The organism is Nocardioides sp. NPDC004968 (genome assembly GCF_040608935.1).
Classification (GTDB): Bacteria; Actinomycetota; Actinomycetes; order Propionibacteriales; family Nocardioidaceae; genus Nocardioides.
In genome coordinates this window covers 85,031-106,858 of sequence record NZ_JBEXJF010000008.1, presented here as the reverse complement: position 1 = coordinate 106,858, position 21,828 = coordinate 85,031, and the positions used below count along the sequence as shown (strand labels likewise).

General features: G+C 69.4%; 23 protein-coding genes and 1 tRNA gene. 18 read left to right on the top strand and 6 right to left on the bottom strand.

The window, feature by feature from the left end; all coding sequences use genetic code 11:
* Positions 1–35: 35 nt before the first annotated feature.
* Entirely contained in the window at positions 36–1,229 is a 1,194-nt protein-coding gene (locus tag ABZU72_RS11375) for an MFS transporter (RefSeq protein WP_355018964.1), read from the top strand.
* 30 nt (positions 1,230–1,259) lie between these two features.
* Here the strand turns inward: ABZU72_RS11375 and ABZU72_RS11370 are convergent, their stop codons facing one another.
* Complete coding sequence (locus ABZU72_RS11370; protein ID WP_355018963.1) at positions 1,260–2,303, bottom strand: NAD(P)-dependent alcohol dehydrogenase; 1,044 nt, start codon at positions 2,301–2,303, stop codon at positions 1,260–1,262.
* 92 nt (positions 2,304–2,395) lie between these two features.
* The gene (locus ABZU72_RS11365) at positions 2,396–5,809 is read right to left on the bottom strand and encodes a M36 family metallopeptidase (protein WP_355018962.1); all 3,414 of its coding nucleotides are present in this window, start codon (positions 5,807–5,809) and stop codon (positions 2,396–2,398) included.
* Between the two features lie 140 nt (positions 5,810–5,949).
* On the opposite strand from ABZU72_RS11365, the gene ABZU72_RS11360 reads away from it, so the two are divergent.
* The 13 genes from ABZU72_RS11360 (at position 5,950) to ABZU72_RS11300 (ending at position 15,126) form a co-directional block, all read left to right on the top strand.
* Complete coding sequence (locus ABZU72_RS11360; RefSeq protein WP_355018961.1) at positions 5,950–6,729, top strand: enoyl-CoA hydratase-related protein; 780 nt, start codon at positions 5,950–5,952, stop codon at positions 6,727–6,729.
* Positions 6,730–6,734: 5 nt separating this feature from the next.
* The gene (locus ABZU72_RS11355) at positions 6,735–7,070 is read left to right on the top strand and encodes a hypothetical protein (protein WP_355018960.1); all 336 of its coding nucleotides are present in this window, start codon (positions 6,735–6,737) and stop codon (positions 7,068–7,070) included.
* 110 nt (positions 7,071–7,180) lie between these two features.
* On the top strand, positions 7,181–7,981 hold the full coding sequence (locus ABZU72_RS11350) for an electron transfer flavoprotein subunit beta/FixA family protein (protein WP_355018959.1): 801 nt from the start codon (positions 7,181–7,183) through the stop codon (positions 7,979–7,981).
* Positions 7,982–8,002: 21 nt separating this feature from the next.
* On the top strand, positions 8,003–8,956 hold the full coding sequence (locus ABZU72_RS11345) for an electron transfer flavoprotein subunit alpha/FixB family protein (RefSeq protein ID WP_160027846.1): 954 nt from the start codon (positions 8,003–8,005) through the stop codon (positions 8,954–8,956).
* Positions 8,957–9,154: 198 nt separating this feature from the next.
* Positions 9,155–10,372 carry a phospholipase D-like domain-containing protein gene (locus ABZU72_RS11340; RefSeq protein WP_355018958.1) on the top strand — a complete coding sequence of 406 codons (1,218 nt, stop codon included), beginning with the start codon at positions 9,155–9,157 and terminating at the stop codon, positions 10,370–10,372.
* Between the two features lie 24 nt (positions 10,373–10,396).
* The gene (locus ABZU72_RS11335) at positions 10,397–11,302 is read left to right on the top strand and encodes a phosphotransferase (RefSeq protein ID WP_355018957.1); all 906 of its coding nucleotides are present in this window, start codon (positions 10,397–10,399) and stop codon (positions 11,300–11,302) included.
* A 51-nt stretch (positions 11,303–11,353) separates the two neighbouring features.
* On the top strand, positions 11,354–11,764 hold the full coding sequence (locus ABZU72_RS11330; RefSeq protein ID WP_355018956.1) for a hypothetical protein: 411 nt from the start codon (positions 11,354–11,356) through the stop codon (positions 11,762–11,764).
* A gap of 70 nt (positions 11,765–11,834) precedes the next feature.
* Entirely contained in the window at positions 11,835–13,085 is a 1,251-nt protein-coding gene (locus tag ABZU72_RS11325) for a glutamate-5-semialdehyde dehydrogenase (protein WP_355018955.1), read from the top strand.
* Between the two features lie 30 nt (positions 13,086–13,115).
* The gene (locus tag ABZU72_RS11320) at positions 13,116–13,277 is read left to right on the top strand and encodes a hypothetical protein (RefSeq protein ID WP_355018954.1); all 162 of its coding nucleotides are present in this window, start codon (positions 13,116–13,118) and stop codon (positions 13,275–13,277) included.
* 11 nt (positions 13,278–13,288) lie between these two features.
* Complete coding sequence (gene nadD, locus ABZU72_RS11315; RefSeq protein ID WP_355018953.1) at positions 13,289–13,978, top strand: nicotinate-nucleotide adenylyltransferase; 690 nt, start codon at positions 13,289–13,291, stop codon at positions 13,976–13,978.
* Positions 13,975–14,349: a ribosome silencing factor gene (gene rsfS / locus ABZU72_RS11310; RefSeq protein WP_355018952.1), complete on the top strand. Its 375-nt coding sequence runs from the start codon at positions 13,975–13,977 to the stop codon at positions 14,347–14,349. Before nadD ends, rsfS begins: the two co-directional genes overlap by 4 nt.
* 6 nt (positions 14,350–14,355) lie before the next feature.
* Positions 14,356–14,991, top strand: coding sequence for a histidine phosphatase family protein (locus tag ABZU72_RS11305; RefSeq protein ID WP_355018951.1), 636 nt, complete (start codon positions 14,356–14,358; stop codon positions 14,989–14,991).
* A gap of 62 nt (positions 14,992–15,053) precedes the next feature.
* A tRNA-Ala gene (locus ABZU72_RS11300) sits at positions 15,054–15,126 on the top strand.
* 85 nt (positions 15,127–15,211) lie between these two features.
* Here ABZU72_RS11300 and ABZU72_RS11295 read toward each other — a convergent pair.
* From ABZU72_RS11295 to ABZU72_RS11280, 4 genes are read right to left on the bottom strand one after another with little or no spacing between them, the layout of a single operon-like run.
* On the bottom strand, positions 15,212–15,433 hold the full coding sequence (locus ABZU72_RS11295) for a hypothetical protein (RefSeq protein WP_355018950.1): 222 nt from the start codon (positions 15,431–15,433) through the stop codon (positions 15,212–15,214).
* 33 nt (positions 15,434–15,466) lie between these two features.
* Positions 15,467–16,327 carry an alpha/beta hydrolase gene (locus tag ABZU72_RS11290; RefSeq protein ID WP_355018949.1) on the bottom strand — a complete coding sequence of 287 codons (861 nt, stop codon included), beginning with the start codon at positions 16,325–16,327 and terminating at the stop codon, positions 15,467–15,469.
* Positions 16,324–17,316, bottom strand: coding sequence for an NADP-dependent oxidoreductase (locus ABZU72_RS11285; protein WP_355018948.1), 993 nt, complete (start codon positions 17,314–17,316; stop codon positions 16,324–16,326). The genes ABZU72_RS11290 and ABZU72_RS11285 overlap by 4 nt, the downstream gene beginning before the upstream one ends.
* A complete protein-coding gene (locus ABZU72_RS11280; RefSeq protein WP_355018947.1) occupies positions 17,313–17,927 on the bottom strand; it encodes a TetR/AcrR family transcriptional regulator in 615 nt (204 codons plus the stop codon). Before ABZU72_RS11280 ends, ABZU72_RS11285 begins: the two co-directional genes overlap by 4 nt.
* 88 nt (positions 17,928–18,015) lie before the next feature.
* Between ABZU72_RS11280 and ABZU72_RS11275 the strand changes: the two genes are divergently transcribed.
* Genes ABZU72_RS11275 through ABZU72_RS11260 form a run of 4 tightly spaced genes read left to right on the top strand, consistent with a single transcriptional unit; the run spans position 18,016 to position 21,761 of the window.
* Positions 18,016–19,263 carry an NADH:flavin oxidoreductase/NADH oxidase family protein gene (locus ABZU72_RS11275; RefSeq protein WP_355018946.1) on the top strand — a complete coding sequence of 416 codons (1,248 nt, stop codon included), beginning with the start codon at positions 18,016–18,018 and terminating at the stop codon, positions 19,261–19,263.
* Positions 19,260–20,153, top strand: coding sequence for an SDR family NAD(P)-dependent oxidoreductase (locus ABZU72_RS11270; RefSeq protein WP_355018945.1), 894 nt, complete (start codon positions 19,260–19,262; stop codon positions 20,151–20,153). The genes ABZU72_RS11275 and ABZU72_RS11270 overlap by 4 nt, the downstream gene beginning before the upstream one ends.
* Positions 20,150–21,007 (top strand): alpha/beta hydrolase, encoded by an 858-nt coding sequence (locus ABZU72_RS11265; RefSeq protein ID WP_355018944.1) that lies wholly within the window; start codon positions 20,150–20,152, stop codon positions 21,005–21,007. The genes ABZU72_RS11270 and ABZU72_RS11265 overlap by 4 nt, the downstream gene beginning before the upstream one ends.
* A gap of 10 nt (positions 21,008–21,017) precedes the next feature.
* Entirely contained in the window at positions 21,018–21,761 is a 744-nt protein-coding gene (locus ABZU72_RS11260; protein ID WP_355018943.1) for a hypothetical protein, read from the top strand.
* Positions 21,762–21,828 lie beyond the last annotated feature (67 nt).

Genomic DNA, 21,828 nt, shown 5'->3' with positions numbered 1-21,828 from the left:
AGGGTGACGCCCTACGTGCTGCTTGGAGGTTGGCGATGGAAGAGCGGGTCGACGGGCGGCCACTGCTCGCGGTGCTGGTCACGCTCTGCGTGACCGTCACCGCGGCGTACGGCGTTCTCTACTACGCCTTCACCGTCCTGCAGCCGCGGATCGTCGACGCCACCGGGTGGTCGGCGGCCGCGATCACCACCGCCTTCTCCGCCGGGACGCTCGTGGGCGCCGTCGCGGGCATCCCCGTCGGGCGGGTCATCCAGCGCTTCGGGCCGCGGTGGGTGATGGCCGGGGGCAGCCTGCTGGGGGCGGTGTCGCTGCTCGTGGTCGCTGCCGCGCCCTCGTACTGGATCTTCGCACTGGGCTGGCTGCTGGTCGGGCTCTCGACCGCCGGAACGTTCTACCCGCCGGCCTTCGCGGCGCTGACCCACTGGTTCGGTACGCGGCGGGTCGATGCGATCACGACCCTCACCCTCGCCGGCGGATTCGCCTCGACGATCTTCGCGCCGCTCACCGATGCGCTGGCGGGCTGGGTGGAGTGGCGATGGACGTACGTGATCCTGGCCGGCGCCTTCCTCGTGCTGACGTTCGTGCCGAGCATCGTCGTGCTCGATCTCGCCTGGAAGCCGACTGCTCCGGCTGAGGACGGTCGACCTGTGCGGGACCGGGAGGTGCTGCGGAGCAGCCGGTTCGTGCTCCTCACCCTCGCGGGCACCCTGGTCTCGCTGGCCGTGTTCGCCTCGATCGTCCACCTGGTTCCGTTCCTCGTCGAGCACGGGCTGAGCGCGACCACCGCCGCCTGGGCCCTCGGCCTCAGTGGCGCCGGCCAGGTCGCGGGGCGTGCGTTCTATCCGATGCTGGCGCGTCGTTTCGGTGTCCGGGCCCGGATGATCGGGGGAGTGCTCTGGTTCGCCGTCTCCGTCGCCCTGCTTCCGTTGCTGCCCGCGGTCGGCTGGGTGATGATCGTCGTCGCGGTGCTCACCGGCACTGCTCGCGGGCTCTACACGCTCATCGCGGCGACCGTCGTCAGCGACGTGTGGGGGCCGGAGAGGTACGCCGCGCTCAACGGTGTCTACTCGGCTCCCGCTGGGGTTGCTGGTGCGCTTGCGCCTGCTGTGGGTGCTGCGCTCGCTGCGGTGCTGGGCGGGTATGACGCGCTCTACTGGGTTCTTGCTGGGACTGTCCTCGTTGCTGCGTTGCTTGCTGGGAGCGCGTTGGCGTCGTTCGGGCGGCGGTGACTCAGCCTCTGGGCTTTGTTCGAGAGGGGACTAGGGGACGACAACGGCGCGTCCGCGAAGCGTGCCTTCGTGAAGTCGCCGGTACGCCTCGGGTGCCTCGTCCAGGGAGAACCGCTCCGTCTCCACGTGCACGAGCCCGGCGCGGGCGAGGTCGAAGACCTCCATCAGCTCCGAGCGCGAGCCCCAGTACGGAGCCCGGATCACCGCGTCGTACGGCTTGGCGAGCGTGCCGACCTGGGCGCTGGCGGTGTTGACGCCGACGATGACCAGATCGCTCTCCACACCGATCACGGACGAGGCCAGGTCGACGGTCGGCTGGGCGCCGACGAAGTCGAAGACGGCGGTGGCGCCGCGGGCGCCGACCACCTTGCGGATGTTGTCGGCGGCCGTCTTGTCGGACAGGAAGGCGTGGTGGGCGCCGACGTCGGTGGCCAGGGCGAGCTTGTCCTCGCTGAGGTCGAGGGCGATCACGGTCGCGGGGGAGAGGGCCCGCAGCAGCTGGATCGCGACGTGGCCGAGGCCGCCCGCGCCGATCACGACGGCGGTCGAGCCGGCGACCAGCTTGGGTAGCGAGCCCTTGATGGCGTGGTATGGCGTCAGGCCGGCGTCGGTGAGCGCCACGTTGGCGACCGGGTCGAGGTCGCCGAGTGGCAGCAGGTGGCGGGCGTCGGGCACGAGGACGTACTCGGCCATGGTCCCGTCGGTGCCGAGCCCTGGCGGGCTGATGTGGAGCTCGGCTGCACGCTCGCAGTAGTTCTCCTTGCCCTGCGCGCAGGAGTAGCAGCGGCCGCAGCCCTGCGGCCCGTAGATCGCCACCGGCTCACCGGGCTCGATCCCGTGCGCCCCGTCGCCGAGCGCGTCGACAACCCCGACGCCCTCGTGCCCGAGCGTCATCGGCAGCGGGTAGCCGAACGAATGCCAGGCATCCTCCGGCAGGCCCATCAGGAAGGAGTCGGAGTGGCAGGCGCCGGCCGCGGTGATCTTCACCCGCACCTCGCCCGCTCCCGGCTCCGGCACCGGAACCTCGCTGATCTCCGGCGCAGCGCCGATCGTGACGTACCTCAGAGCCTTCATCGTCGATCTCCAGACCGGCAGGACCCCCGCCCGCCGCTGCGTCCCGTTCTACCCTGGCGTCCGCGGGGACGCCAGGGTAGACGCGGGTCCGGTTACTGACCGAAGACCTGCAGCTCGGCCGCGTGGACGATGGTGCCGCGGTCGGAGCCGGTCTTGCAGTCGGTCGTCGTGAGCGGGTCGGCGTCCTGCTCACCGGCGTACCCGACATAGCCCGTGCACTGGTTCTCCAACGCCACCAGACGGACCGCCGCGGCGGAGGTGTCGGGGACGTCGAAGGTGCGCAGGTTGAGGTTGGGGGCGACCGGCCTCGGACGCTTTCCGGGGAAGGCGTCGTCGGCCGAGGTGTAGAAGCGCTTCCAGGTCGCGCCGGCCGTGTCGCAGGCGGAGACGCACGCCTCCAGAGCGAACGTCCGCAGTGCGGTGAAGCGCGACCCCGAGTCGGCGTCGGTGTCGGTCGCCGGCGACAGGTAGGCGCTGACGTTGACCGTCTTCACCGTGCGCGTCCCGCCGGCCAGGTCCACAGCGATCGAGGGCGTGGTGGCGTCCACGTTGTCCGCGGTCACCCCGCCCCAGTTGGTGCCCTCGGTGCCGTCGATCAGGGCGCCGGGGTTGCGAGAGCCTTCGGTCGAGGTGAGCACCTTGGCTCCGTTGGCGGCCGCGGCCAGGTTGGTCCCGGTCGCGAACGAGACGGTCTTGGCGATCTCCGCGGGGGAGACCGTGACGGTCTTGCGCTGGGCGCCTCCGGTGGCAGAGACGTAGAGGAGCTCGTACGTCCCCGGCACGAAGTGAGCCACCGACCCGAGCGGGGTGCCGGTGAGCGTGTCGGCGATCGGGGTCGCCCGCGCCTCGAAGCGACCGACGTAGACCTTCCCGGGCGCCGGCGCGCTGAAGGTGACCTTGACGTTGCGCGAGGCCGGCGAGGCGAAGCTCGGGGTCGGCTCGTCGCTGTCGGCGGTCGTGGTGGCGTACTGACCCATGCCGCGCCGGGCGAACGCATCCGCGATCACCTGGCGGTTGGCGCCGCCGAAGCGCATCTGGTCCGCGGCGAGGAACGCGTCGCGGGCGTCCAGCATCGAGGTCGCACCCTGCTGGAGCAGGAACGAGTCGAAGACGAGCTGGATCCAGCGGCGGTTGCCGGGGCACTTGTCGGCGGCCAGCGGCGAGGCGGTCGTCGTCCCGACCGAGCAGCGCCGCTGCAGGGCCTTGTCGGCGTAGGGGTGGGTCGCGTCGTACTTGTCGACCAGCGCCTGCCGCACCGACCACATCGTCCCGTTCCAGATCTCGCCGTCGGCGTGGACCTCGGGGCCGGTGCTGTCGAAGCCGTAGTCGGAGAAGTTGAGCGGGTTCTTGTCGATCGCGAAGTCGCGGATCGCGACGTCGGTGTTGCCGGTGGCGTAGGAGCCGACGGCCCACGGGCTGCCGCCGTTGTAGAGGTCGTGGGCGAACATGTGCTCGGCCGCGGCCAGGTCGCTCCAGGACTCACCCATCGCGCCGCCCTGCTCCGAGGTCAGGCCGTCGTCGGGGCCGCCGACCATCCGGTTGGAGATGGCGTGGGTGTACTCGTGGCCGACGATCCCGAAGTCCAGCGACCCGTCGGTGCAGGGCGCGTAGAAGGCGCCGGCGGCGGGCTGGAAGAGGTACTGGTTGGTGACGCCCGGAACGCCGTCCATCAGAGTGAGCTGGTTGGCGTTGTTGCGGCCGGTCAGCAGCCCGGTCTGCTCGATGATCTGCGAGTCGAGCGCGGCGGCCTGCGCGTTGCCGACCTCGGCGTCGAGGCCACGACCGCCACGGCCGAGGTTGTCGGTCTGCAGGTTGTAGTTCTCCTCGGTGAAACCGAGGAAGTAGGACCAGTCGTGCATCCGGTTGTGGCTGGCGAACAGGTTTCCGACCACGTAGTTCACGTCGTTGCCGCCGGGGACCAGGGTCGTGGGCGAGCACTTGGAGTTGTTCCAGGCGTCGGTGAACGTGCCGGTGTAGTCGCGTACCGGCGAGATCGGCGCCTGCTCGAGGCCACCGGCCGCCAGCGGCGAGAGCCAGCCCTCATGGGTGTTGGCGTTGTTGCCGATCGTGGTCAGGCTCGGCACCCCGACGGTCGTGTTGAGCAGCGTGTCCCACGGGCCGGCGTTGGCCAGGCTCTTCAGCTCCGGCCCGGTGCACTCGGCCACCTTGGTCCAGCACGCGATCACGTCGTTGGCCGGGACCGCCTCACCGCCGGTCGAGGCGGCGTCGGGAGTGCCGGGGAAGTAGGACCAGCGCGGGTTGCTGCCCGGCAGGTCACCGGTCGCCGCGCCGGCATCGGAGGACGCGACGGTCACCGTGTAGCTGCCGACGAGGAGCGAGTCGTCGAAGGGACAGACCTGGACCGCGTACGTCCCGGGGTCGATCTCCTCCGCGGTGTAGGTGGCGGTCTCGGGGCTGGTGAGAAGGTCGCCCTCCACGAGCAGCTTCCCGTCAGGAGCGAAGAGCTTCACGGTGAAGTCGTCGGTCGGCAGCCCGATCGCGACCGCGGCCAGGGTCCGGGTCTTGTCGTCGGCGATCTCGAAGGTGTGCTTCGGGCCGCAGCCGCCGAGCGCGGTGCCGGTGAACGGACCCTCGACGTCGTTCTCGTGGTCGACGTTGTCGCGGCGCAGGAGCACCTCGCCGGTGACCGCGTCGACCAGCACCGTCTGCCCCAGCAGGGTGGCGGCGGCGGAGTCGACGACGGTCGCTTGGAAGACGGGACGTACGCCCTCGCCGGGGACGGGGAGGGCACGCAGCCGCACCAGCTGGTCGGTCACCAGGCCGGGGACGGTCAGCTTGGTCCAGTCTGTCAGCTTGGCGGAGAGGTCGGTGACGATCTCGCCGACCTTCGTGCCGGAGATCGGGCGTCCGGCCGAGGCCGCCGCCTTCAGCCACGCCTCGGTGGGGGTCAGCTCGGCCTTGGCCGGGGTGCCGGTCACCTTGGACAGCGAGGAGGAGACGTAGGTGATGGCGCCGTCGGCCACACCCACGGTGACCATCCCCTCGGTCGCGGCGGACAGGCCGTCGTAGGTCTGCCGGAAGAGCACCGCATGACCGCCCCCGCCGGCCAGCTTCTGGTCGCTGACGAGCTCGAGGTCGCCCATCTGGGCCGCGGTGAGCCCGAAGACCGCCGCGTTGTCGTCGAGGAAGGCTCGGGCAGCGGCGACCGGGTTCGAGGAGCCGGCCGTTGCCAGCACGCCGTCGGAGGAGATCAGCGAGGTCGGAGTCCCGTGGGCGTTCCAGCGGATGTCGACGGCGTCCAGGGCCTCGGCCGCGGACTCCTGGGTCGAGGTGGGCAGCACGCGGTCGCGTACGTCCAGGCCGGCATCGGCCTCGTGACCGAGCAGCCCGCCGGAGCGGGCCGTCTCAGTCTTTGTGCTTGCAGTGTCATCAGTAGTGGAGAGCGCGGCACCCGAGACCGGCGTCACCAGCACGAAAGCGCCGAGTGCGATGCTCAGCGCGGCACCGAGGCTCACCCTGGCGCGACTGGAACGAATATCGGTCATGTTATTGAAACGTCCCTTTACCCGCTCGGGTTACGAGATACACGCAACGCCTGTACCGCGAACCGGCACACAAGAGGTGGAAGGCACCCGCTAGTGTTCCGGACACATGTAACCGCCTTCACAGACAGGGGAGCGCCACGATGGGTGACTTCGTCAACCTCACCGTCGAGGACGGCATCGGCACGATCCGGCTCGACCGGCCGAAGATGAACGCGATCAGCTTCCAGGTGCAGGCCGAGCTGCTCGAGGTCGCGACCGAGGCGGCAGCCGACGATGACGTACGCGCGGTCGTGGTCTACGGCGGCGAGAGGCTGTTCGCCGCCGGGAACGACGTCAAGGAGATGGCCGGCCTCTCCTACTCCGAGATGGCCAAGCGGGTCGCCGGCGTGCAGGCCGCGGTGACGGCCGTCGCGGAGATCCCGAAGCCGGTGGTGGCCGCGGTGACCGGCTACGCGCTGGGTGGAGGCTGCGAGCTGGCGCTCGCGGCCGACTTCCGGATCGCCGCCGACGACGCGACCTTCGGCCAGCCGGAGGTCCTGCTCGGCATCATCCCGGGTGCCGGTGGCACCCAGCGGCTGGCACGGCTGGTCGGGCCGTCCAAGGCCAAGGATCTGATCTTCTCGGGCCGCTTCGTCAAGGCAGACGAGGCGCTTGCAATCGGCTTGGCCGACCGGCTCGTACCGGCGGCCTCGGTCTATGAGGAGGCGCTCGCGTGGGCGAGCCAGTACAAGTTGGCGGCACCGTACGCTCTGGCGGCGGCGAAGACGGCGATCGACAAGGGGCTCGGGGTGGACCTCGCCACCGGGCTGGCCATCGAGCAGCAGCAGTTCGCCGGCGTGTTCGCGACGAAGGACTCCCAGACCGGAATGGCATCGTTCCTGGAGAACGGCCCCGGCAAAGCCAACTTCGAAGGGAAGTGAATCTCGTGTCCGACACCAAGACGTCCACCGGCCCGGGCATGGTCCACACCATCCGGTCCTACGCCTCGAGGGTGGTCTGGGTGATCGCGCTGCTCGCCGCGCTGGCGCTGGCGATCGGAGCGCTGCTGATCGCGCTCAAGGCGAACCAGGACAACACCCTCGTGGCGTTCATCCTCGACCTCGCTGACATCGCCGATCTCGGCCTGTTCTCGCGAGAGAACGGCATCAAGCAGTTCAGTGGTGAGGATGCCGAGATCAAGAACGCGCTCTTCAACTGGGGCATCGGTGCGCTGGCGTGGCTGATCGTCGGCCGCATCGTGGCCGGTGTGATCCGGCCCTGAGCCCATGTGACATTCTCAACGCGTAGGCACCTGTCATCGTATGTGACTGACGGGTAACATCGCTGGCGAACTACGACCATTCCAGGAGGGGCCGGCAAGGCCGCACCATCATGAACATTGTTGTGCTTGTGAAGTACGTGCCGGACGCGACCGCGGACCGGCAGTTCGAGGACGACTTCACCGTCGACCGCGTGAACGTCGACGGTCTGCTCTCCGAGCTCGATGAGTACGCCGTCGAGCAGTCGTTGCAGATCAAGGAGAAGCGCGAGGGTGAGGAGATCACCGTCACCGCGCTGACCGTTGGTCCGCAGGCCGCCGAGGCAGCCGTGCGCAAGGCGCTGCAGATGGGTGCCGACAAGGGCGTCCACGTCGTCGACGACGCGATCGCCGGCTCGGACTCCATCGCCACCTCGCTGGTGCTGGCCAAGGCGATCGAGAAGATCGGTGCCGAGACGAAGGTCGACCTCGTGGTCGGCGGTCTGGCCTCGACCGACGCCGGCATGAGCGTGGTCCCGGCGATGCTGGCCGAGCGCCTCGGCCTGCCGCAGGTGACCCTGGCCTCGGTCGTCGAGACCCAGGGCGACCAGATCCGGATCAAGCGTGACGGCGACGTGGCCACCGAGGTCATCGGCGGCACGCTGCCGCTGGTCCTCTCGGTCACCGACCAGTCCGGTGAGGCCCGCTACCCGTCCTTCAAGGGCATCATGGCGGCGAAGAAGAAGCCGCTGGAGACGTGGTCGCTGTCCGACCTCGGTGTCGACGCCGGCCAGGTCGGCCTCGGTGCTGCCTACACGGCGGTCGAGGAGACGGCGGCCCGTCCGCCGCGTACCGCGGGTGAGATCGTCACCGACGAGGACGGCTCGGGCGCCAAGGCGCTGGCCGAGTTCCTCGCGTCCAAGAAGTTCATCTGAGGCCGGGAAGGATTCTGAATCATGGCTGAAGTTCTCGTTCTCATCGACCACGTTGGTGGTCAGGTCAAGAAGCCGACCTATGAGCTGCTCACCCTGGCCGCCAAGCTCGGCGAGCCCTCCGCTGTCTACATCGGTGGCGCCGACGGTGCCGCTGGTGCCGCGGAGGCTGTGAAGGGCTACGGCGCCGAGAAGGTGTACGTCATCGACGACGCCCAGATCAAGGGCTACCTGGTGGCCCCGAAGGCCGAGGCGCTCGCGCAGCTGGCCGGCACCGCCTCCCCGGCCGCGATCCTGCTGCCCTCCTCCGCGGAGAACAAGGAGGTCGCGGCCCGTCTGGCGATCAAGCTCGACTCCGGTCTGATCACCGACGCCGTCGACCTCGACGAGTCCGGTGTGGCGACCCAGTCGGTCTTCGCCGGCAACTTCACGGTCAAGGGCAAGGTCACCAAGGGCACCCCGATCATCACGGTCAAGCCCAACTCGGCCGCTCCGGTCGAGAAGGCCGGCGCCGCCGCGGTCACCCCGTTCGAGGTGACCATCTCCGACGCCGCCAAGACCGCCCAGATCGTGGCCTCCCAGCCGCGTAAGGCCTCCGGCCGCCCCGAGCTCACCGAGGCCGCGATCGTGGTCTCCGGTGGTCGTGGCACCGGCGGTGACTTCTCCGCCGTCGAGGGTCTCGCCGACGCGCTCGGTGCCGCTGTCGGTGCCTCGCGTGCCGCGGTCGACTCGGGCTGGATGCCGCACACCTTCCAGGTCGGCCAGACCGGTAAGACCGTCTCCCCGCAGCTCTACGTGGCCAACGGGATCTCCGGCGCGATCCAGCACCGTGCCGGTATGCAGACCTCGAAGACCATCGTCGCGGTCAACAAGGACGAGGAGGCACCGATCTTCGAGCTCGTCGACTTCGGTGTGGTGGGCGACCTGCACACGGTTCTCCCGGCCGTCACCGAGGCTGTGAAGGCCGCAAAGGGCTGAGTCACGGTGTGACGTTCGTCCCGAAAACCCGCCTCCGAGCACCGCTCGGAGGCGGGTTCCTTTCGGTTTGGCATCTTGTTCTGGGAATTGTCGTTGCGAGCCATACGTCGCTGGGTATAGTCCGGCCGCATGTGGGTGAATGCGCTGAGGTCGAGGACGACCCGGAAGATCTCGATCGCTTCGGCTGTGGCTGGCTGCGTGGCTGCCTTGGTCGTGGCGACGATGTCCGTGGTTTCGACGCCGGCGACCGCGGCGACCTGGTCGCCCCCGGCGGGGCCGTTCTTCAACAACCCGACCGGCAACGCGTCGCAGCGCAACGCCATCGTCCACCGGATCAACAACAGCATCCGCTACGCGCGCGCGGGCTCCTACATCCGGTTCGTCACCTACAACCTGGACCGCGCCGACACTGTCGATCAGCTCATCGCCGCGCACAAGCGCGGAGTGCACGTGCAGATCCTGGTCAATCGGAAGATGTGGAGCAGCGGTGAGCGGAAGCTGGCCGCCCGGTTCGGCACCAAGCGCTCCCGTCCGAGCTTCATCTACGGCTGCGCAGGCGCCTGCCGTGGATATGACAAGGGCAACCTGCACATCAAGATGCATTCGTTCACCCAGGTCGGCACCAAGCGCAACATCCTGATCAACAGCTCCGGCAACCTCGGTGGCGGCGCGGCTGGTTCGCAGTGGAACGACGCCCAGACGATCTACGCCAACGACAGCCTGTGGAAGACCTGGCTGCGGATGTTCAACGAACTCAAGGCCGACCGGAAAGCCTCGCCGCGCTACGTGTCCTGGACCGGTGGCGGCACCTCCGTCGGCTTCCAGCGTCAGCGTCCGGGCGCGACCAGCGACGAGATCTACGCCCGCGGTAGCGGTGACCGGGTGATCGACCGGCTGCGGCTGATCGGCTGCAGTGCGCCGAGCGGCTACGGCACCAAGGGCAAGACGATCCTGCGGATCCACATGTACGCCTGGTACGGCCGCCGTGGCGAGCGCATCGCCGACGAAGTCGTCCGGTTGAAGAAGCGCGGCTGCGTGGTCCGGGTGATCGGCTCGGTCACCAGCGACGTGGTCTACCGCAAGCTCCGTCGGGTCGGCATCCCGGCGCGCGACGCCGCCTGGGACTGGGGCCAGAAGAAGTCGACCAGCGGCGACAACATCGTCTACGGCTCGCGCTGCTACTCCCACTACAAGTGGATGAGCGTCAACGGCCGCTACTCGAACAGGGGCACCTACAGCGTCTGGACCGGCTCGGAGAACTGGTCGCCGCCGTCGTTCAGCAACGACGAGGTCACCTTCCGGTTCACGTCGAAGAGCTACTACACCGCCTACACCGCCCGGTTCAACAAGATGTGGGACAGCTCGAGGGCCACCCACCGGATCTACCTGGAGCCGAAGAGCCGGCCCTGCGCCTGACGCTTGGGGCGCTAACCTCGCCGGGTGAGCTTCGGTGAACTCGGTGGGGGCCTTCGGCCACTCGACGGCGGCTGGTCGGGCGAGACGTTCCTGGCTGAGGCAGGCGGGGAGAGGTCGGTCGTGCGGGTCTTCGCCGACCCGCGCCACCACCTGCAGGCCGCGGAGGTCCACGAGGCCCTGCACCGTCTGGTGCGGGGCCTCGTCCCCGTCCCGGACGTATTGGAGGTACGCCGCGCCGACCCGGCCACGGGCACGCCCGCGCTGCTGGTGACCGAGTTCGTCGAGGGCGTACGCGGCGACCTGCTGCTCCCCGACCTGGACGAGGCGCAACAGGGCAGCTTCGGGCGCTGTCTCGGAGAGATCGCGGGCACCCTGGCCGGGATGCCGTTCCTGACCGCCGGGACCTTCGCCGACAAGGAGCTGCGGGTCGAGGCGTTCGCCCTGGACCTGACCGAGTGGGTCGAGTCGTACGCCGAGCGTCTCGACTGGTCACCGGCCGACCTGGAGGGCCTGCGGGACGTGGCCGCCGACGCCCAGGATCTGCTCGACACGGTCACGCGGGTGAGCCTGGTGCACAGCGACCTCAACCCGAAGAACCTCATCGTGGACCCGGAGACGCTGCGTGTGCGCGCGGTGCTGGACTGGGAGTTCGCCCACGCCGGCTCACCGTTCGCCGACCTCGGCAACCTGCTGCGGTTCGATCGGGAGGCGGCGTACGTCTCAGGGGTGCTGGAGGGCTATGTCGCGGTGCGTGGGGGCAGTGCCGCGGAGGCTCTCGAGCTGGCCCGCGCCGCGGACCTGGTCGCACTGGTCGAGCTCGGGGCGCGGCGTACCGCCAATCCGGTGGCCGCCCGGGCGCACGACCTCCTGCTCGAGATCGCACGATCCGGGGACGTCCACACCGCCCCGGAAGGCTCCGATCGCGGCTAGGATCGGAGCGCGCCGGACGGTGCCGGCGCAACCTGGGGGATGGTTGTGGGAGTGAGTGATCTCGACGGGGCTCGGGGCCCCGCCGGAGCTTGGTGGCGTGGCTGGACGCCCTGGATCTCGGCGCTCGTGCTGTCGGCGCTGTTCGCAGGGGCGACATCGGGGATCGCGTTCGTGCGGAAGTCCTACAGGCCGCCGGTGGACTACCCGGCGATGACCGAGTCCGAGCCGGCGGCGAGCGCCTCGTCGTCCGCGCCGGCGAAGCAGGACCGGCGCCCGTCGCCCTCGACGCGACCGACGGGCGCGCCCGCCGACCCGACGCCGGTGAAGGCGCCGCGGAAGGTCCGGCCCTCGGCCTCCGGATCGGGGAGTGGCGAGCCGATGGCGACGCCGGAGCCGTCCGAGAGCCCGTTCGACCCGCTCGGGGGCCTCGGCGTCCTGCTGGGACTGGGCCAGGAGGACTGACTCCCGGCCGTGCGGTCCGCACGGCGAAAGGGTGGTGGCTGCGTACGCCGGACGGCATAGGGTTTCCCTCATGAGTGCAGAGGCAGTGATCCGTGAGGTGGCGGCGAAGGCACGAGAGGCGAGCTACGAGCTCGCGGTCGCGCCGCGCAGCGTGAAGGACGCGGCGCTGCACGCGATGGCCGACGCGCTCCTGGCGCGGGCTGACGAGGTGCTGGAGGCCAACGCGGCCGACGTCGCCCGTGCCGAGGCCTCGGGCAGCCCGGCCAACATCATCGACCGCCTCACCCTGACCCCGGAGCGGCTCGACGGCATCGCCGCCGCCCTCCGCGAGCTCGCCGCCCTCCCGGACCCCGTCGGAGACGTCGTACGCGGCAGCACCCTCGCCAACGGCCTCGAGCTGCGCCAGGTGCGGGTGCCGTTCGGTGTCGTCGGGATGATCTACGAGGCGCGCCCCAACGTCACCGTGGACGCGGCCGGGATCTGCCTGAAGTCCGGCAACGCGGCGCTGCTGCGCGGCTCCTCCAACATCGCGTCCAGCAACGTGGCGATCGCCGACGTGCTGCGCGACGCCGTCGCCTCCGTCGGTCTCCCGGCCGACGTGATCCAGGTCGTGCCCGGTGAGGGCCACGACTCGGTCAAGGCGCTGATGCGGGCCCGCGGCCTCGTCGACGTGCTCATCCCGCGCGGTGGCGCCGGGCTGATCCGCAGCGTCGTCGAGGAGTCGACGGTGCCGGTCATCGAGACGGGGGTGGGCAACGTACACGTCTACGTCGACAAGGCCGCCGACCTCGAGAAGGCGGTCTCGATCGTGGTCAACTCCAAGACCCAGCGCACCAGCGTGTGCAACTCCGCCGAGTCGCTGCTCGTGCACGCCGACATCGCCAAGAAGTTCCTGCCCATGATCGTCCCCGCCCTGCAGGAGCGTGGGGTGCAGATCCACGGTGACGAGACCTTCCAGGCGTACGACCTCGTGGAGCCCGCCACCGACGAGGACTACGCGGCCGAGTTCCTGGCGCTGAAGATCAGCGCTGCCGTCGTGCCGGACCTCGACGCCGCCATCGCCCACATCCGGCGCTGGTCGAGCGGTCACACCGAGGCGATCCTGACCGAGGACCTGCGCGCGGCCCGGCGGTTCACCGCCGCCGTCGACTCCGCGGCGGTCATGGTCAACGCCTCGACGCGGTTCACCGACGGCGGCGAGTTCGGCTTCGGCGCGGAGATCGGGATCTCGACCCAGAAGCTGCACGCCAGGGGCCCGATGGGCCTGCCCGAGATGACCTCGACGAAGTATGTGGTCACCGGGGACGGGCACGTGCGCTGACCTGGTACGGGGCAAGGTAATCTGTGCGCCATGTCGAACTCTGTTGTGTCGAGCATCATCACCTCCGCTGAGCACGGGGCCGAGCACGGCACCTCTGGCATCGAGTGGGTCATCGGCGGCGGTGCCCTGGCGATCCTGGTCTTCGCGCTCATGGTCCTGGTCTGGTTCGCCGGCGGCCGTGAGCACTCCTGAGCGCTGATCCGATGGGTAGCGGGGGAGCGCCCGAGCCAGGTCTGGAGGGCCTGACCGGCAAGCGCCGCGTCGGGGTGATGGGCGGCACCTTCGATCCCATCCATCACGGCCACCTGGTGGCGGCCTCCGAGGTGCAGTCGTTCTTCGACCTCGACGAGGTCGTCTTCGTACCGACCGGCGACCCCTGGCAGAAGGCCGACCGCGACGTGTCTCCGGCCGAGCACCGCTACCTGATGACGGTCATCGCGACCGCCGCCAACCCGCGCTTCACCGTGAGCCGGGTCGACATCGACCGGGCGGGCCGCACCTACACCATCGACACGCTGCGCGACCTCGCCAAGGCGCTGCCCGAGGCCGAGCTCTACTTCATCACCGGGGCCGACGCGCTCGCCGAGATCTTCACCTGGCGTGACACCGACGAGCTCTTCGAGCTCGCCCAGTTCGTGGGGTGCACGCGCCCGGGCTACAACATGGATCCCGAGGTCATCGCGAAGATCCCCTCCGACCGCATCACCATGCTCGAGATCCCCGCTCTGGCGATCTCGTCCTCCGACTGCCGCGAGCGGCGTCACCGTGGCGAGCCGGTCTGGTATCTCGTCCCCGACGGCGTGGTGCAGTACATCGGCAAGCACGACCTCTACCGGCCCAGGGAATCCAGGGCCCCTCAATCCAAGACTCTCCCAAATAAGGACCGCGTATGACCGCGACCGATCACGCCATCGAGCTCACCATCACCGCCGCCCGGGCGGCCTCGGACAAGAAGGCCGGGCACATCCTGGCCTTCGACGTCAGCGACCAGCTGGCCATCACCGACGCCTTCGTGCTGGCCTCTGCCCCCAACGAGCGGCAGGTGCAGTCGATCGTCGACGAGGTCGAGCTGAAGCTCCGCGACCTCGGCTCCAAGCCGCTGCGCCGCGAGGGGCACAAGGAGGGGCGCTGGGTGCTGCTCGACTACGGCGAGATCGTCGTGCACGTCCAGCACGAGGAGGAGCGCCAGTTCTACGCCCTCGAGCGGCTCTGGCGTGACTGCCCCTCGATCTCGCTGCCCGCCGACATCGTCTCCGAGGGCTGAGGTCCGGTGGTCGAGCCTGCGGAGATCCGTCGCCTCATCCTGCTCCGTCACGGGGTCACCGGCTGGAACGCCGACGGCCGCTACCAGGGCCAGACCGACATCGAGCTGGCCGAGACCGGCCACCAGCAGGCCAAGGCCGCCGCTCGCGCGCTCGGGACGACCTTCGCCGTCACCCGCCTCGTCTCCTCGGACCTGATGCGGGCCCGGCAGACCGCTGCGTACGTCGCCGAGGAGACCGGCCTCGAGGCCGCGTACGACCCGCGGCTGCGGGAGGTCTGCGCGGGGGAGGCCGAAGGGATGAACCGCGCCGAGATCTTCGAGCGCTTCGGTGAGATGCCGGCCAGCTGGGAGCCCTTCGGAGGGGAGTCCTGGCCCACGGTCGCGGCACGCTTCAGCGGCGCGCTCCACGACGTCGCCGAGACCGTCGCGCCCGGCGAGACCGTCGTCGTCGTCGCTCACGGCGGTGCCATCCGGCAGGGTCTGGCCGCCTTCCTGGGCTGGGACCCGTCCGTCGTCACCACCCTCGCTCCGCTGACGAACTGCGCCTGGATCGAGCTCACCGCCCGGGAGTCCGCCCACGGACTCATCCCGTCGGCGCCCTGGCGACTCGCGACGTACGGAATGGGGGCCCCGATTTCGTGATCGCGAGAGCATTCCGCTACTGTTCTTCTCGTTGCCCGGGTTGATCTCCGGGACAACGCCAAGGGGGTGTGGCGCAGCTGGTAGCGCATCTGCATGGCATGCAGAGGGTCAGGGGTTCGAGTCCCCTCACCTCCACCGAAACACCTGATCAGAGCCGTGTTCTGAACCTTCACCGAAGGTTGAGAACACGGCTTGATCGCTTTTGAGGCGCAGTCGTCGTTCAGCTCGAGACGTACGAGCGCAGGTGCGCCATCGTGGCGTCGAGCAGGTCGGGGAGCGAGGCGTCCTCGTCGGCGAGCCAGGCCTGATACGAGGCCAGGGCGAGGGCCGGCCCATGGCCCTCCTCGGCCGCCGCCTCGACGACCTCGCCTACGGTGCCGGACTCTGGCTCGGCGCCGCGAGATCCCGGTCCGCGCAGTGCCTCACCCCAAGCCTCGTGCACCGACCTCGGCGGTAGGCACACGAGGCACGGAGGTCAGTCGGTGAGGAAGTCGGCGGCGACCGGGGCGAACTTCTCGTGGAACTGGAAGATCCCACCGTGACCGGAGTTGGGGTAGATGATCAGCTGGCTGCCCTTGATGCGGCGATGGAGGTCTTCGGAGAGAGCAGTGGGCACCATCCGGTCGTGGTCGCCGTTGGCGATCAGGGTCGGCAGGGTGAGCGCCGACAGATCCGACGGGGCGGAGCGACCGTACTTCTGGATCGCCTTCAGCTGGGTCCGCAGCGCCTTGATGGTGGCCGGCCGGTCACGGTCGTTGGTGCGTTCCTGGAGCCGCTTGACGAACGCCTTCGCGGCCGACTTTCCGGCCGCGTCGCGGTTGAAGAAGAGGAACTCCTTGGGGTCCGACCTGGTCAGCGTCGCCCTGAGGATGTCCCGGTAGGTGACGCCGGCGACCTTCTCGATGTCCTTGCCGCCACGAGGACCGGTCCCGGTCAGCACGAGCCTGCGGACCAGGCCGGGGTGCTTGACGATCAGGTCCTGCGCGATGAAGCCGCCCATCGAGAAGGAGAAGATGTCGATCTCCTCGAACCCGAGCGCCGCGATGAACTCGTAGGCGTGATCGGCGGCTTCCTCGATGGTGTCGGGCACCTTCCCGGTCGAGGCGCCGACGCCGCGCTGGTCGAAGGTGATGACGTGTCGCTTCTCGGCGATGGGGTCGACGATGCGGCGGTCCCAGTTGTCCAGGGTCGCGGCGAGGTGCACGAAGAAGACGACGGGTATGCCGCCCTTCGGGCCGAGCTCGCGGTAGGCGTACGTCACGTCGCCGACGGTGACGGAGCGGGTCGGGGCGTGTTCGTAGGAGGTGATGACGGGCTCGTTGCTGGTGGAGGTCATCGGGTCACCACGATCTTGCCGTTGGCCTTGCCCTGCTCGACGTACGCCATCGCTTCGATCGTGTCGGCGAAGGGGAAGGTGCGGTCGAGGACCGGCTGGAGGATGCCGTCGTCGTAGAGCGCGGCGAGGGTCTTGAGCTGGGTGCCGTTCGCCTCCATGAAGAGGAACGAGTAGCGCACGCCGAGCTTCTTGGCTCGGGACCTGATCTTGCGGCTCAACAGGGACATCACGGGCTTGAGGAGCGGCTTGCCCAGCTGGTCCGCCATGTGCGGGTCGGGTGGTCCGACCACGCTGATCGCCAGACCGCCCGGCTTCAGGACGGTCAACGACTTCTCGAGGCTGGCGGTCCCGAGGGAGTCGAGCACGACGTCGTAGCCGGACAGGACCTCGGCGAAGTCGGTGCTGGTGTAGTCGACGACCTCGTCGGCGCCGAGCGCGCGGACCTTCTCGACGTCCTTGCTGTGGGCGGTGGTGGCGACGTGGGCCCCGAGGTGCTTGGCGACCTGGATGACGGTGGAGCCGAGGCCGCCGGCGCCGGCGTGGACCAGGACCTTCTGGCCCGGCTTGACGCTGGCCAGGCCGACCAGGGCCTGCCATGCGGCGAGCGCGACCAGGGGTACGGCGGCGGCCTCCTCGAACGACAAGGACCTCGGCTTGAGGGCGATGTCGCCGGAGTCGATGGCGATCTGCTCGGCGAAGGTGCCGATGCGCAGGTCGCGCGCCCGGGCGAAGATCGCGTCGCCGACCGTGAAGTCACGGACCTCCGACCCGACCTGGGTGATCACGCCGGAGACGTCGTGGCCGAGGGTGAAGGGCGGCTTGTACTTCAGCAGCTGCTTGAGCTCCCCGTTGCGGACCATCTTGTCGAGCGGGTTGATGCTCGCGGCGCGGACGTCGACCAGGACGTCGCGCGGTCCGACCGTCGGTGCCGGGACATCGGCTGCCTCGAGTCCGTCAGGACCGTAGCGGGTGACGACGAAGGCCTTCATGATGACTCCTGGGTGGGTGTTCTTGTGGAACCCGGACGGGCTCCCGCGATGGTCATGGCTTGGGTGTAGGCCGCGGTGAGGATGCGCTCGGACATCTCGGTGTCGGTGACGGCGCGAGCCAGCTGCAGGGACCCGACCAAGAGCGTGAAGATGCCGATCGCACGCTCGTCGGTCTGCTGGGCATCGCCCTCGTCGAGGTGGCGTGAGATCGCCTCGATCATCGAGCGGGCGCCGTCGGTGTAGGCGTCTCGGGTAGTCGCGTCGCAGCGACCGATCTCATCCAGGAGGGCGGCCGACGGACAGCCTTCGGCGGGGGCGTCGCGGTGCTCGGCGGAGAGGTACTCGCGGAGGAAGGCCTCGACGGATGCGAGGCCTGCGGGCAGCGCGTCGACGACGGCGACCTGGTCGGCGAGCTGCTGGGTCACGACCGAGGCGACCAGGTCCTCCTTCGAGGCGAAGTGACCGTAGAAAGCTCCGTTGGTCAGTCCCGCGTCGGCGACCAGTGTCGCGATGCCCGAGCCGTCGATGCCGTCGCTCTTGAGCCGGCGGCCGGCGGTCTCGATCATCCGGCGCCGCGTCGCTTCCTTGTGCTCCGGGCTGTATCTCGCCATGAGGTGAATCTCCTTCCGGGGGTTGTCAATACTTTAGCATTATGATCATACTATTACGAACGTACTGCAATCACGAACTGGAGCACCCATGGCCTCGCTTGCTGATCCGCTCGACCTTCCGTCCGGCGCACGCCTGCCCAACCGCATCGCCAAGGCAGCGTTGAGCGAGGCTCTGGGCGATGCGGACAACTCGCCCGACGAGCGCATCGTCACGCTCTACCGCCGCTGGGCGCAGGGCGGCTACGGCCTGCTGATCACCGGCAACATCATGGTCGACCGCCGGCACCTGGGGGAGCCGGGCAACATCGTGATCGAGGACGACCGCGCCCTTCCGCAGCTGACGGCGTGGACCAAGGCCGCGCACGACGGCGGCGCCGCGATCTTCGCCCAGCTCAACCATCCCGGCCGTCAGTCCAACCTGATGGATCTCGGCCACCAGCCGGTCGCGCCGAGCGCCGTGCCGCTCGCGCTACCCGGTGCGGCCGTGCCTCGTGAGCTCACCGGTGCGGAGATCGAGGAGATCATCGAGCGCTTCGCCGTCGCCGCGAAGGTCTGCGAGGACGCCGGCTTCGACGGCGTACAACTCCACGCGGCGCACGGCTACCTCGCCACCCAGTTCCTCTCGCCGCTGACCAACCTGCGGCAGGACGAATGGGGCGGCGACGCCGAGCGGCGCATGCGCTTCCTGATCGAGGTCGTACGCCGCGTGCGCGGTCGGGTGGGTCCCGGGTTCGCGGTGTCGGTCAAGCTCAACTCCGCCGATTTCCAGCGTGGCGGGTTCAACGAGGACGACTCGCGCGCCGTCGTCGAGGCCCTGGCGCTGGAGGAGGTGGATCTGATCGAGGTCAGTGGCGGCAACTACGAGTCACCGGCCATGTCGGGCTCGGCCGCCTCCTCGACCCGGGCACGTGAGGCGTACTTCCTCGACTACGCGCGGTCCGTCCGCAAGGCTGCCGGAGACGTGCCGCTGGCCGTGACCGGCGGTTTCCGTTCGCGCTCCGGGATGCAGGACGCGCTCACCGCCGGGGACTGCGACGTCGTCGGCATCGGGCGCCCGACGGTGACGACCACCGACTCCGCCGACGCGATCCTCCGGGGGCACGCCGGGGAGCTGACCACCCACGAGATCGGCGCCGGCATGCGCGGTCTGCTCGGCCGGTTCGCGGATCTGAAGGCTCTCGACGGAGTCCTCAACCTCGCCTGGAACACCGACCAGATGCACCGGCTCGCCCGCGGGCAGGAGCCGGATCTCGACCGTGGTGTGCTGCGCACCGCGGTGGCCATGGTGCGCCGCAACGGCCGGGTGTCGTTCGCGCCGCGCCGGGGCCTGAAGTGAGCCGCCACGCGTACGACCTCGCCGACAAGGTCGTCCTGGTCACCGGTGGCAACGGCGGGATCGGGGCCGCCACGGTCCGCACCCTGCTCGAGCGGGGAGCCCGCGTGGCGGTCGCCGACATCGACCCGACGACGCCCGAGCGGGCCGGCGCGCTGCATGCGACCGACATCTTCGGATGCGTCGCCGACGTACGCGACCCCGCCTCGCTCGAGGCGGCGGTCACCCAGACCGTCGACCGGTACGGCCGACTCGACGTCGTGATCGCCAACGCCGGTCTCCTGGCCAAGGCGGCCACGCTGCGCAACACGCCCACCGCGGACATCGAGGCCACTCTCGCGGTCAACGTGACCGGTGTCGCGAACACGATCTCGGCCGCGCTGCCGCACGTGATCGCGCAGCGCGGCCAGGTCGTCCTGATCAGCTCCGTGTTCGCCTTCCTCAACGGCATGGGCACGATTCCGTACGCCATGAGCAAGGCAGCCGTCGAGCAGCTCGGACGCGGGCTCCGCGTCGAGCTCGCCGACCACGGTGTCTCGGTCCTCACGGCCTACTTCTCGCTCGTTCAGACCGACATGATCGCCCGCGGCGTCGACGAGGACCCGGTCGTCATGGAGCTGCTCGGCGCGCTGCCCAAGGCGATGCTGAAGCGGATCACCCCGGCGCAGGCCGCGGCCGGCATCGCCGACGGGCTCGAGGCGCGCGCGGCCCGCGTCATCCTGCCGGACCTGTGGCGTCCGGTCTCCTCCTGGCGCGGCTTCCTGGGGCCCGTGCTCGACTCCCGCTTCGCCCGCGACCGCCGCATCCTCGACGTCCTCGCCCGTCTCGACGCCCGCCTCTCCACGCCTCCCGTCGCCGTCCCGGCGGCACTCTCACGAAGGAACAAGCCATGACCACCACCTGGAAGACCACCCCCAACAAGACGATCGACGTCGGCGGCACCTCGTTCGCCTACCGCGAGCTCGGAAAGCCCGGCGGCGTACCGGTGGTGTTCCTGCACCACTTCACCGCCGTCCTCGACGACTGGGACCCGCGCGTCCTCGATGGGGTAGCCGCGCAGCACCACGTGATCGCCTTCGACAACCGCGGGGTCGGCGCGACCGGCGGCCGGGTGCCGAACGACATCGAGGAGATGGGTGCCGACGCCATCGCCTTCATCCGTGCGCTCGGGTATGAGCAGGTCGATCTGATCGGCTTCTCGCTCGGCGGTGCCGTCGCCCAGATGGTCGCCCTCCAGGCGCCCGATCTCGTACGCCGCATGGTGGTCGCCGGCAGCGGCCCCCGCGGTGGTGGCGGCATCTGGAAGATGCCGTTCATCGTCGGTGGCGCCTACACGAAGGCGTTCCTGTCCCGGAAGGACCCGCGCCACTTCCTCTTCTTCCCGCGCACCACGGAAGGCAAGAAGGCGGCCAACGCCTACTTCGAGCGGCTCGCGGAGCGTACGACGGGTCGGGACAAGCCGATCTCCTCGCAGGCGGGCCTGGCCCAGCTGCGGGCGATCACCAGCGCGGGGATGCACCCCGCCGACGACCTGGAGCAGATCAAGATCCCGGTCTTCGTCGCCAACGGGGACAAGGACTTGATGGTCGCCAGCGAGCACTCCAAGGACATGGCGGCCCGGCTGCCCGACTCCCGACTGCGGATCTACCCGGCCTCGGGTCACGGCGGCGTGTTCCAGTACCACCACGAGTTCGTCCCCGAGGTACTGGACTTCCTCGGCCCGAAGACCGAGTCCGCGGCGTCCTGAGCGGGCAGCGATGAGCCGACCGGACTTCCTGACCGTCGACGCCTTCCATCGGCCGCCCGGCGGGCGGATCGGGTGGCGGCGCGACCTCAGGCGCACGATCGACGCCGGTATCGACGGCCTGCATGGCGTGACGGTGAACTATGCCAACAACGGCACCCACTCCCTCGCCCCGAACCTCCTTCCGGGCGGCTGTGCGCTCGTCGCCGCGTGGGAATCGGCGGAGGCGGCCGAGGCCGCCTTCGCCGGTCCGCTGCGGCGTGCCATCGACGGCCCTGGACGGTTCAGCCTCGACAGCGAGATCGTGCGGGTGAGGATCGACTCCGAGTCCGAACACGACCATTGGCACGGCTGGAAGCCCAGTGCCGACGGGGCCGAGCCGCTCGTCGACGGCGAGCCCATGGTGGCCATCGTCCACGGCATCCTCCGGCGTGGCCGGCTGCTCGAGTTCATGCGCAACAACCTGCACGCGGCCAGCCGAGCCGCGCACCACCCCGGTCACCGCGGCAGCATCGACATCTCGGCTCAGCTGCCGTACGAGCACACCTCGATCAGCCTCTGGAAGACCTACGCCCTGGCCCGGGACTTCGCCTACAAGAAGGGCGGCCATGCCAGCGCCATGAGCCATGCGCTGAAGCAGAAGACCCATCGCGTCGGTGTCTTCCTTCAGGCCCGGCCGCTGGCCTGCACCGGAGTGCTGGGCATCGACAAACCGCCTTACCCGCAGCTGCCCGAGGCGCGGCGCTGGGGAACGTAAATATTCCGACGGGTACGAAAATTGGTCCCTGCGTACCCCTTCCATCTCTGAGATGTTGTGACTACAG